At 44.0% G+C, this 12,002-nt stretch carries 9 protein-coding genes and 1 riboswitch; of the genes, 8 read left to right on the forward strand and 1 reads right to left on the reverse strand.

Annotated features, from left to right (window positions below):
* Positions 1-24 precede the first annotated feature (24 nt).
* The 3 genes from ftsA to lpxC all read left to right on the forward strand — a co-directional run bounded on the left by ftsA (position 25) and on the right by lpxC (position 3,654).
* On the forward strand, positions 25-1,287 hold the full coding sequence (gene ftsA / locus F947_RS07700) for a cell division protein FtsA (protein WP_004974236.1): 1,263 nt from the start codon (positions 25-27) through the stop codon (positions 1,285-1,287).
* Between the two features lie 159 nt (positions 1,288-1,446).
* Positions 1,447-2,628 (forward strand): cell division protein FtsZ, encoded by a 1,182-nt coding sequence (gene ftsZ / locus F947_RS07705; RefSeq protein ID WP_004974238.1) that lies wholly within the window; start codon positions 1,447-1,449, stop codon positions 2,626-2,628.
* Between the two features lie 123 nt (positions 2,629-2,751).
* Positions 2,752-3,654 (forward strand): UDP-3-O-acyl-N-acetylglucosamine deacetylase, encoded by a 903-nt coding sequence (gene lpxC, locus F947_RS07710; protein WP_004974240.1) that lies wholly within the window; start codon positions 2,752-2,754, stop codon positions 3,652-3,654.
* A gap of 97 nt (positions 3,655-3,751) precedes the next feature.
* Here the strand turns inward: lpxC and F947_RS07715 are convergent, their stop codons facing one another.
* On the reverse strand, positions 3,752-4,192 hold the full coding sequence (locus F947_RS07715) for a DciA family protein (protein WP_004974242.1): 441 nt from the start codon (positions 4,190-4,192) through the stop codon (positions 3,752-3,754).
* 106 nt (positions 4,193-4,298) lie between these two features.
* Between F947_RS07715 and F947_RS07720 the strand changes: the two genes are divergently transcribed.
* From F947_RS07720 to F947_RS07740, 5 genes are all read left to right on the forward strand, one after another.
* Complete coding sequence (locus F947_RS07720) at positions 4,299-4,982, forward strand: M23 family metallopeptidase (protein WP_004974246.1); 684 nt, start codon at positions 4,299-4,301, stop codon at positions 4,980-4,982.
* A 368-nt stretch (positions 4,983-5,350) separates the two neighbouring features.
* Positions 5,351-8,053, forward strand: coding sequence for a pyruvate dehydrogenase (acetyl-transferring), homodimeric type (gene aceE, locus F947_RS07725; RefSeq protein WP_004974248.1), 2,703 nt, complete (start codon positions 5,351-5,353; stop codon positions 8,051-8,053).
* A gap of 2 nt (positions 8,054-8,055) precedes the next feature.
* The gene (locus F947_RS07730; RefSeq protein WP_004974249.1) at positions 8,056-10,038 is read left to right on the forward strand and encodes a 2-oxo acid dehydrogenase subunit E2; all 1,983 of its coding nucleotides are present in this window, start codon (positions 8,056-8,058) and stop codon (positions 10,036-10,038) included.
* A gap of 98 nt (positions 10,039-10,136) precedes the next feature.
* A riboswitch (yybP-ykoY riboswitch) is annotated at positions 10,137-10,297 on the forward strand.
* A gap of 71 nt (positions 10,298-10,368) precedes the next feature.
* Positions 10,369-10,944, forward strand: a complete 576-nt coding sequence (locus F947_RS07735; protein WP_004974251.1) for a TMEM165/GDT1 family protein — start codon at positions 10,369-10,371, stop codon at positions 10,942-10,944.
* A gap of 185 nt (positions 10,945-11,129) precedes the next feature.
* The gene (locus F947_RS07740; protein WP_004974253.1) at positions 11,130-11,927 is read left to right on the forward strand and encodes an oxygen-binding di-iron domain-containing protein; all 798 of its coding nucleotides are present in this window, start codon (positions 11,130-11,132) and stop codon (positions 11,925-11,927) included.
* Positions 11,928-12,002 lie beyond the last annotated feature (75 nt).

The following is a 12,002-nucleotide window of genomic DNA, read 5'->3' on the forward strand; positions in this document are numbered from 1 at the left end:
CATACTGGTAATGGTAGTGAATAAATGAGTGAAGCTGTTCCCTCGGTTGTTGCGATTGACATTGGGACGCACAAAGTTTCAGTTTTGATTGCTAAGGTCCATGCGCCAGACAATATCCAAGTCATTGGTATGGCCACCGCACGTAATCGAGGCATGAGTAAGGGAAAAATTGTCAGTCTCGATAAAGTGATTACTGCAATTAAAAATGCCGTGCAAGAAGCGGAAGATATGGCGGAATGCCGTGTGCATTCGGCATGGATTTCTATTCCTAGTGCAGAGCTAAAAAGCTTTTATGCTTCAGGTCGCACACCTATTGAAAGTAGTGATCACACCATTACCACCAGTGAAGTGGTACGCGCCTTGGACTTGGCCAAAGCCAGTCACCTCACCTCAGACCATTATTTGGTGAGTGCAGTACCACTCGGTTTCGATTTAGATGATTCGGGTGAATGGGTACAAAACCCAATTCGTATGTCAGCACATAGCATGACGGGGCATTATCAATTGATGATGTTGCCTATTAGCACCATGCAGAATTTAGACCGTGCTTTAAAAGGTGCCAATATTGGTGTCGAAAAAATGGTGGTGTCAAATTTAGCCACTGCAGAAGCCAGTCTGCTTAAAGATGAAAAAGAATACGGTGTGTGTCTGGTAGATATTGGCGCAGGTACGACCAGTATTGCAGTTTATTTAGATGGACGTTTGGCCTTGGCACACACTTTGCAGCGTGGTGGTGAGCATGTCACCCGCGATATTGCAGCGGTGTTACAAACCACAACTGAAGAAGCTGAACGGATTAAGCTATTGTATGGCTGTGTAGATATGAAAGTGGTCAAACCTGATCACATGATTCAGATTCAGGGCATTGATGGGCCGCAAACCATTAGCCGTATTGAACTGGCGGAAATTATTATTGCGCGTTATGAAGAAATTTTTGCACAAATTCGTCAGGAACTCGAAAAGAGCGGTGCCATTCATGGTTTATATCATGGTGTGGTTTTGGCGGGTGATGCCTCACAAATTGAAGGCATGATCAGCTTGGTACGTCGTATGTTGGGTGTTTCGGCACACTTGGGGAATCATCCTTCACAAGTTTATGCCGATGAACCGCATCAGGCCGCCTTACGCCGTTCACAATATGCAACAGCTTCAGGCTTATTGCTTTATAGTCAAAACTATACTCAAGACACGATTGTAGAACATGAAGACCCTGAAACCTTATCGGTTTGGGGGCGTGTCGGACGGGCATGGTCTGGCTTGAACGAAAAGTTAAAATCTATTTTTTAGTTGAGTTTTTTGGGAATATTGTTAGGAAGTTGTACGGATCATCACTGGTACTTGACAAGCCAGAAGTTGAACAGCATTCTTAAAAATAATTTTTATGAAGATCAAGGCAGTATACGGGCTTAAGTGACTGCCAATAACGTATTAGGAAATCTAAAGGTCATGGCCTCATTTGAATTTATAGATGATCAAACCGATAGCAACGGTCAAGCCCGTTTCACTGTGTTTGGTGTGGGTGGTGCAGGTGGTAACGCTGTGCAGCACATGCTTGAGTCGGATATTCAGGGTGTAAAATTTGTTTGTGCCAATACGGACAAACAAGCATTGGATCGCATGAATTCGCAATTCAAAATCCAGCTAGGTGAGCAAAGCACACGTGGTTTAGGCGCGGGCGGTGATCCTCAAGTGGGTCAAACTGCAGCGGAAGAAAGCCGCGAGCTGATCTGTCAGCAACTTGAAGGCACAGACATGGTGTTTGTGACTGCAGGGATGGGCGGTGGTACAGGTACAGGTGCTGCGCCAGTTGTGGCTGAAATTGCCAAAGAAATGGGCATTTTGACTGTTGGTGTGGTGACTACGCCATTTAACTTTGAGGGTAAGCGTCGCTTACTTTCTGCGGAAAAAGGGATTGCGGCATTAGAACAGCATGTAGACTCTTTAATCATTATTCCAAACCAGCGTTTAATGAAAGTTTACCGCGACATTTCAATGAAAGATGCGTATAAAAAAGCCGATGACGTTTTGTTGAACGGTGTACGCAGTATTTTTGATTTGGTGGTACGTCCAGGTCACATCAACCTAGACTTTGCTGACTTGAAAACTGCGATGAGTACGCGCGGTTATGCGATGATGGGTGTTGGTTCAGGTCGTGGTGAAAACCGTGCGCGTCAAGCGGCTGAACAAGCGATTCGTAGCCCATTGCTCGATAGCGTAACCATTGCCAATGCCAAAGGCTTGTTGATTAACGTAACGGGTGGTGATGATGTGACCTTCGGTGAAATCGAAGAGATCATGGACGTGATTCATCAACTTTCAGATACCGAACAAACCCAAGTATTCTACGGTACGGTATTTGATCCTGAAGCGCGTGACGAAATTAGCGTGACTGTTATTGCTACTGGTTTAGCGCGTAACACAGGCGATACACCAGAGCCTGCAAAACGCACCGTGACACAAACCACTTCTGCAGCACCAACAGCGGCAGTAGAAGAAGATGATGTGCCTGCAATTCAGCGTCAGCAGGCAGAAACTGCGCCTGCAATTAGTGCGACAACAACATCAGGCTCTGCGCGTCCAACGCCAATGAGTATTCAAGACTATTTGAAAAATCAGCAGCGTAAATAAGCCAAGATCCTCAATTTCATTGTGTGATCGGGAAAAGGCAGTTTTAAACTGCCTTTTTTGTTTTTTATCAATGGCTAAATATGCTAACGTATAGCGGTTTTAAAATTTAGATGAATTGAGAACATGCTGAAACAACGTACCCTACAACGTGTCGTCAAGGCGAGCGGTATTGGTCTGCACAGTGGTCAAAAAGTATTGATCAACTTTGTGCCGCATCATGCCGATGGGGGAATTGTGTTTCGTCGTATCGATTTAAATCCGCCTGTCGATATTCCAGCCGATGCCATGCTGATTCAAGAAGCATTTATGTGCTCGAATTTGGTTCAGGATAATGCCAAAGTTGGCACTATTGAGCATGTTATGAGTGCAATTGCAGGGTTGGGCATTGATAACTTGATTATTGAAGTGTCTGCCTCTGAAGTGCCCATTATGGACGGCAGTGCAGGGCCTTTTATTTATTTGTTGATGCAGGGTGGTTTAAAAGAACAGGATGCTGCGAAAAAGTTCATCAAAATTTTAAAACCTGTAGAAGCTTTAATTGACGATAAACGTGCGGTGTTCAGTCCGCATGAAGGTTTTCAGCTCAATTTCACCATCGACTTTGATCATCCTGCCTTTAAAAAAGAATATCAGTCTGCCACCATCGATTTTTCTACAGAAACCTTTGTCTATGAAGTCAGTGGCGCACGTACTTTTGGCTTTATGAAAGATTTGGACTATTTAAAAGCCAATAATTTGGCTTTGGGTGCGAGTTTAGATAATGCCATTGGGGTAGATGATACAGGCGTGGTCAATGAAGAAGGTTTGCGCTTCTCGGACGAGTTTGTACGGCATAAAATTTTAGATGCTGTGGGGGATTTGTACTTGCTTGGACATCAAATTATTGCCAAGTTTGATGGTTATAAATCAGGACATGCCTTAAATAATCAGTTATTACGCAATGTTCAGAGCGATCCAAGCAGTTATGAAATTGTAACATTTGATGACATAAATTCTTGCCCGATCACTTTTGTGCATGTGACATAAGTCATTGTCTTTTCTTACTACGTTATAATGTAACAACAATAATATGTGAATTTCATCACAAATTTGAGCACGAGTTTTTGGTGTTTTCTGCAAACAATTATTTTTTATTGCTTGCCAAACGTAACAAAGCTTGGCTAAGCTTAGGGTCGCTCACAAAGTCAGCAGCACCTCGTAACATATCTTGAGTTTCTGGACTAAGTGTTCTTAAAGGCTTTTCGCTTTTTGGGGGCGTTTGAGATTCAACTCTTAAACGAACTTGAATTTTTTGTATGTCTTTCAGTTCATGCAGTTGTGACAGTTGAGTAATGTATTGCTTTTGCAAATAAGCAAGTTGACTGACCATCGCTTGATTCGTTCCAGTAATGGTTAAGACACCTTGTTGATAACAAACCACCTGCCATTGCTCTGGTTGCGGCAGTAAAGGTTGAATAAGTTTGCCAAGTTTCTGCCATGCAGCAACTTGGGTTGAGAGAAACGTTAGGTTTCCTGTTTTTATGTGTTTTCTTGTTTGTTGAAAGAGATTCACAGGTTCGGACATACATCATTCCTTCATGTTTATGCCCTAATCTTATGCGCTCCTTTCAGTAGATATCAAGGAAGAGATCACAAGGAACTTCAAGTAAGAACAGTTAAGAGGTTTTTTTATGCATTCGCGCCGTATTTTATTAGCGTTTTCACTGGCAGCTTCGGCAGCATCTGTCGCATTTGCTGATTTAGTTGAGTTAGATTCTCAAAATTCATCGACTGATCGTATTGAGCAATTAACCCGCACCTTGTCACAAGGTTCTTATACAGAAACACAAGACATTGATGTTCCTGCACAAACGCAGATGACCGTTAAGCTTCGTGAAAAGACTACAGAATTAAACAATGCGTCTTTAGCAAAAAAATACGGTACCAATACCAGCACCCGTTTTGCTTCTTCAAATCCTTATGCTTGGTTAGTGTCACATCCATTACCAAATGCACGTATTAGCTCGAACTATGGCGGTCGTGTCATGAGTGGTCGTGCTGAAAACCATTCAGGCTTAGACCTTGCTGCACCAAGCGGTACTCCAATTTATGCGACTGGCCCAGGTATTGTGACCAAGTCAGGCTGGGGCACAGGTTATGGTCAATATGTAGAAATTAACCACGGTAATGGTTATATCACGCGCTACGCACACGCTTCACGTTTAATTGCACGTGTGGGTGACCGTGTAGATGCAGGCGAACATATTGCCAACGTGGGTTGTACAGGTCGTTGTACAGGTCCTCACTTACATTATGAAGTAGTGAAAGATGGTCAACGTAAGAACCCTTCTACCTATTTAGCAATGTTGCCGTAATGTTTTGGCTAGAAATTCATGCTCTAGCCACACTCACTGTAAACTACACGCGAACTACAAATTAAAACATGAAATTAAAGCGGCAAAGGTCGCTTTTCTTTATACTCACGTTTTAGCTTTTAGCAAAATCTAGTGAGACATTTCAGACATCAACTTATCACCTAAAAAAATAATAACACGCAGTATCTGCTTTATTGTATAAAAAACCGCCTAAATTGGCGGTTTTTTGTTATTTGCTGTAAGAATGTGTCAATCACTATTTATTTTCTAAATAGTATGCAGGATATGCATTTAAGATTAGCCATATCTACTAAAGTCTAAATTATGATACATATAAAGCATACGATTAGGCTTAGGAATAGTGAATTATGGCGTTTTACGGTGATACGGACTCACAAGAAACCCAAGAATGGCAAGACGCCTTTGATGCTGTGTTACAACATATGGGTACTGAACGGGCAGCATTTTTACTCGAAAAACTGTACCAACGTGCAATTGCAAAGCATGTACCCATTCAGCGATTAAATACTCCCTACCTCAATACCATTTCAGTGGAAGAACAACCTGCCATGCCGGGCGATCAGGATATGGAGCGTCGTATTCGCGCCCTAATTCGCTGGAATGCGTTGGCGATGGTATTGCGTGCCAATAAAACAGGTGATGATTTAGGTGGTCACCTTGCAAGTTTCGCATCTTCAGCCACATTATATGATGTTGGTTTTAACCATTTCTTCCGCGCCAATAGTGATCATTTTGGCGGTGACATGATTTACTACCAAGGTCACTGTGCACCTGGTATTTATGCTCGTTCATTTTTAGAAGGGCGTTTAACCGAAGATCAATTGAATAATTTCCGCCGTGAAGTGGGCGGTAACGGTTTACCTAGCTATCCACATCCTTATTTAATGCCTGACTATTGGCAGTTCCCAACGGTATCGATGGGTCTGGGTCCAATCATGTCAATTTATCAGGCACATATTCAAAAATATTTAATGAACCGCGGTTTAATTAAAGAAGAAGACCGTAAAGTCTGGGCATATCTAGGCGATGGTGAAATGGATGAGCCAGAAAGTCTGGGCGCAATTTCACTGGCAGGTCGTGAAAAGCTAGATAACCTGATTTGGGTGGTGAACTGTAACTTACAGCGTTTAGATGGCCCTGTACGCGGTAACGGTAAAATCATTCAAGAACTTGAGTCGTTATTCCGTGGCGCAGGTTGGCGCGTGATTAAAGTGGTCTGGGGGCGTCATTGGGATGCTTTATTGGACAAAGACGACACAGGTGCATTAAGAGCCATCATGGAAGAAGCGGTGGATGGCGATTATCAGCGCTTGCAAGTGAAAGGCGGTGCATACGCCCGTGAGAAATTCTTTGGTAAATATCCTGAAGCCAAAGAATTAGTCAAAGATTTAAGCGATGAAGATATTGATAATCTGAACCGTGGTGGTCACGACCCGTACAAAGTATTTGCGGCTTATGCAGAAGCGACCAAAGCTAAAGGTCAGCCAACGGTCATTTTAGCCAAAACCGTCAAAGGTTATGGTTTGTCTGATGAAATTGAAGCGGTGAACAAAACCCACCAAATCAAAAAAATGCAGTTGGACTCTTTAAAATATGTGCGTGACCGCTTTAACTTGCCATTTAGCGATGAGCAACTTGAAGAAGTGCCGTTCTATCGTCCAAGTGAAAATTCGCCTGAATTGAAATATATGAAAGCGCGTCGCGAAGCGTTGGGTGGTTATTTGCCTGCGCGTCGTAAAGACAGCGAAGCTTTACAGATTCCTGAATTATCAGTTTTCGATTCGGTCTTGGCAGGCTCAGGTGGCAAAGAACAATCGACCACGATGGTGATGGTACGTTTGATTTCTGCCTTGCTCAAAGAAAAAGCCATTAAAGACCGTGTGGTACCCATTGTACCTGATGAAGCACGTACTTTCGGTTTAGAAGGCATGTTCCGTCAATTGGGTATTTATGCTGCACATGGGCAAAAATATACCCCTGAAGACCAAGAACAGTTGATGCATTATCGTGAAGCCAAAGACGGTCACATGCTGCAAGAAGGCATTAACGAAGCAGGTGCAATGAGTGCTTGGGCAGCTTTAGGTACCAGTTATTCGACCAATAACTTGCCTATGATCCCAATGTACATGTATTACTCCATGTTTGGTTTCCAGCGGATTGGGGATATTGCATGGGCGGCAGGTGATGCGCAGGCGCAAGGTTTCTTGTTGGGTGCCACTGCAGGACGTACTACACTGAATGGTGAAGGCTTGCAACACCAAGATGGTCACTCGCACATTTTAGCCAATACCATTCCAAACTGTGTGTCCTATGACCCATGTTTTGGTTATGAGCTTGCCGTGATTGTGCATGATGGTTTGCAGCGCATGTATGTCAATCAGGAGCGCGTGTTCTATTATCTCACCGTAATGAATGAAAACTACGAGCATCCTGAAATGCCACAAGGTGTGGAAGAAGGCATTAAGCGCGGCATGTACTTACTGCAGGAAGATGAAAAAGCCACAGTTCAATTGTTGGGTTCAGGTGTGATTCTGCGTGAAGTCATCAAAGCGGCAAAAATCTTGCGTGAAGAGTATCAAATTCATTCGAATGTCTACAGTGTGACCAGTTTTAACGAATTGGCGCGTGATGGTATGGCGTGTGAAGAATACAACCGTTTGCACCCATTGGCTGAAGAAAGCAAAGAGCCGTGGATTTCACAACAGTTACGTGGCAAAGATGGCATTGTCGTGTCTGCAACCGATCACATGCGCGCCTATAGCGAGCAAATTCGCGGTTACTTGCCAGACAACCGTCCATTTGTTGCCTTAGGTACCGATGGTTATGGTCGTTCCGATACCCGTGGTAACTTGCGTAGCTACTTTGGGGTCGATGCTGCACACATTGTGGTAGCCACCTTGAAAAAACTGGCTGATGAAGGCGAAGTCGATGCGCGTTTGGTCAAAGATGCAATCTCGACATTTGAGTTAGATACAGATCGTCCTGTCGCGTGGGCACCGCAAGCGGTTCCTGAAGTACAAGCGGTTGCTGACTACAAAGAGGAGCACTGATCATGCAAATTCAAACGCCTGATATTGGTGTCGATAAAGCCACAGTTGCAGATATTCTTGTGAAAGTTGGCGACACGATTGCAGTTGATGACAGCATTGTTCTGTTGGAATCAGACAAAGCCTCTGTTGAAGTACCAAGCACCGCTGCAGGGGTAGTGAAAAGTATTTTGGTACAACAAGGCGATGAAGTGACTGAAGGTGCGGTGCTAATTGAGCTAGAAACTGAAGCTCAAACCGCAGCTGCTACAGAAGTTGCTGCACCGCAAGCCGAAGTGGACGCTGCACCGAAGCAAGATGCTGAACCAGTGGTCGCTGCAGCGCCAAGCTCGGCGACATCAACCACAGCACAAGAAGTAGATGTACAAGTACCTGACATTGGCGTGGAAAAAGCCGTTGTTGGGGAAATTTTAGTACAAGTGGGCGATGCGATTGATGTTGATCAAAGTATTATTGTGGTGGAGTCGGACAAAGCCACGGTAGAAGTGCCGAGTACGGTATCGGGTACAGTTACCGCGATCCAAATCACTACGGGTGATACGGTAAAAGAAGGTGTGGTGATTCTGAAAGTGAAAACTGCCGCTGCTGCCGCAGTTGCACAGGTGGAAACACCTCAAGCGACACCAGTAGAAGCGGCTGCTGTACCAGTGAACGCAGCAACTGCATCTGCACCACAAACTGCAGCATCAGCTCAGGTTGAAGTCGCAGTGCCTGATTTAGGGGTCGATAAAGCCACAGTGGCAGAAATTTTGGTACAAGTAGGCGATACAGTCGCCGCTGACCAAAGTTTGATTGTGGTGGAATCAGACAAAGCCACGGTTGAGGTGCCAAGTACTACCGCAGGTGTGATTCAAGCCATCCACGTGGAATTAGGACAAAGTGTTGCGCAGGGCAATGCCTTAGTGACGATAGTAACTGCAGGCGCAGCTGCACCAGCAGCAGTTGCGGCAGCGCAAGTTGCCTCTGCACCAAGTGCATCGCCAGCAGTCAGTGCTGCATCTACAGCACAAACCACAACGGTTGCAGCAAGTGCACATACGAATGTAGACAAATTGAGCAAGGCGCAAAATGAAGCCAATGCAAAAGTGTATGCAGGCCCTGCTGTGCGTAAACTGGCGCGTGAGTTAGGTGTTGTTTTAGCCGATGTAAACGCCACTGGCCCGCATGCGCGTGTACTCAAAGAAGACTTGAAGGCTTATGTTAAAGCGCGTCTTACTGCGCCGCAGACTGCTCCTGTCGCTGCTACAACACAGCAAGTTACAGGTTTGCCAAAGTTGCCTGATTTTAGTGCATTTGGTGGCGTGGAAGAAAAAGGTTTGACGCGCTTACAACAAGTGTCAATTCCGCAATTGTCCCTGAACAATTACATTCCACAAGTCACGCAATTTGATTTGGCCGATATTACTGAGCTAGAAGCGTGGCGCAGTGAATTGAAAGCTAACTTCAAAAAAGAAGGTGTTAGCTTGACCATTTTGGCGTTCATTGCCAAAGCTGTAGCGCATTTGCTGAAAGATGAACCGTATTTCGCTGCGCATTTGGCAGATGATCAAAAGTCTGTGCTGCTGCGTAAAGAAATCCACATGGGCATTGCGGTGGCAACCCCCGATGGTTTAACCGTGCCTGTACTACGTAATCCAGATCAGAAATCGATTAAACAAATTGCGATTGAACTGGGTGAGTTGAGTCAAAAAGCGCGTGATAAAAAGTTGTCGCCTAAAGATTTACAAGGTGCAAACTTTACCATCACCAGTTTAGGTTCGATTGGCGGTACGGCATTTACGCCGTTGGTGAACTGGCCGCAGGTTGCGATTTTGGGTATTTCACCAGCGACCATGCAGCCTGTCTGGAATGGTGAAGGCTTTGATCCGCGCTTGATGTTGCCATTGTCATTGTCGTATGACCATCGGGTAATTAATGGCGCAGATGCAGCACGTTTTACCCATAAACTGACCCAGTTGTTGGCAGATATTCGTAGCTTGCTGCTCTAAACTCAGAAAAGCTTTATAAAACCCTGCTGCGGCAGGGTTTTTTGTCACTGCCGTTATTCGGCTAAATTTGCTTAACCGCAGTATTCCGTTTAGAATAGCTGTACTTCATTGGGGAGTAGCCGCTTTTTACTAATTTCTGTTTCAACTGAATGCAGTAAAAAGGTGATGGTCAACATATTTGTTCCACAGAACATGGTCATCATAGCAAAGAACCAAGTCTGCTTTTTCAAGCTTTCTTTTGTTGGCAAGACCTTTGATTTATCACTCTGCAGATTTTGGCTAGCAGGAGGGATAGGTCATTGGTATGTGTGCTAGCCAGAGAAAAACATCATGTATGAATTCCTCATCTCGACTGCCATTGTCGCCTTAGCCGAAATGGGTGATAAAACCCAACTATTGGCTTTATTACTCGCGGCACGTTTTCGTAAACCTGCTCCAATCTTGGTTGCTATTTTACTGGCAACACTCATTAACCACGGACTTTCTGCAGTTTTAGGGCAGTGGATTACCACGGTACTTAGCCCAGAAATTTTATTGTGGATTTTGTCTTTAGGTTTTATTGGCATGGCGATTTGGATGCTTATTCCAGACCAGCTAGATGATGAAACTGAAAGCATCAACAAGTGGCAAAAATACGGTGTATTTGGCGCGACCTTTGTATTGTTCTTTTTGGCAGAAATTGGCGATAAAACTCAAATTGCCACAGTGGCTTTAGCCGCACGTTATGACAGCGTGTTTTGGGTCATGCTTGGAACCACTTTGGGGATGATGCTGGCCAATGCACCTGCGGTATTTATTGGCAATAAATTAGCGACCCGATTGCCAATTGCTTTAATTCATAAAATTGGTGCACTGATTTTCCTAATTATTGGTGTGTCGACTTTGGCGCAACATTATTTATTCTAAATTATTCATTAAAATGCATAAATCCTGAGCAAACTGCTCGGGATTTATTTATGTGAATGGTACTGCAATTCACTGATATTTCAGATAATCTGAGCCATTTTATTTATTGTAACTTTCCATAAATAGCTATATGTTATTCAGTGATAGAAAATCTATTTTTAAAATGAAAAAATTGGGGATTGGTTATGGCATTTGACCGTACAACATCGCAGGTCTTATTTGATAATGGGACACATAAATGTATTAGTTTTACCAGTTTGGTCAAAGGTGAAGGTGTTCAGGCCAACCAATTTCTGATCATTGATAATAACCGTGCCGCAGTGCTAGACCCAGGTGGCGACCTGACCTATGTACCACTGACCATGGAATTAAACAAATATACCCGTTTGACCAATCTTGACTATGTCATGGCATCGCACCAAGACCCAGACATCATCACTTCAATGCCGCGTTGGTTGGTCTATACCGAAGCAAAAATCGTAGCATCAAAATTGTGGGCGCGTTTCTTGCCGCACTTAAGCTCATCTTTTATGAGCGACCGTATGAAAGGCAACTGGTTAGATCGTTTGGTGGAACTGCCAGATGAAGGTCAGGCAATTCCTTTGGGCGAGTCTAAAATTATTGCTGTGCCTGCGCATTTCTTACACTCTGTTGGTAATTTCCAGTTTTATGATCCTATCGCCAAAATTTTATTTTCTGGTGATATGGGTGCGTCAATGGTGGAAGATGCTTCAATTCCATTGACTGATTTTGCTGCGCATATTCCTGCGATGAAAGGCTTCCATCAGCGCTATATGTGTTCCAATAAAGTGATTCGCCTCTGGGTGAATATGGTACGCACCATGGACGTTGAAATGATTGTGCCGCAACACGGTACGCCATTTGTGGGCAAAGAACAGGTGAATCAATTCTTAGACTGGATTGAAACACTGGAATGTGGCGTCGATTTGATGGACGAACACGTTTTTAGCTGCCCTGAATAAGCGACAAAAAAAGCTGAAAAAACTGTAAAAAAAACTTGAGTGCAAAAACAACTTTTTTTAAGATTTTCGCCCAAA

Origin of the sequence: Acinetobacter towneri DSM 14962 = CIP 107472 (assembly GCF_000368785.1) — a bacterium.
Taxonomy (GTDB): domain Bacteria; phylum Pseudomonadota; class Gammaproteobacteria; order Pseudomonadales; family Moraxellaceae; genus Acinetobacter; species Acinetobacter towneri.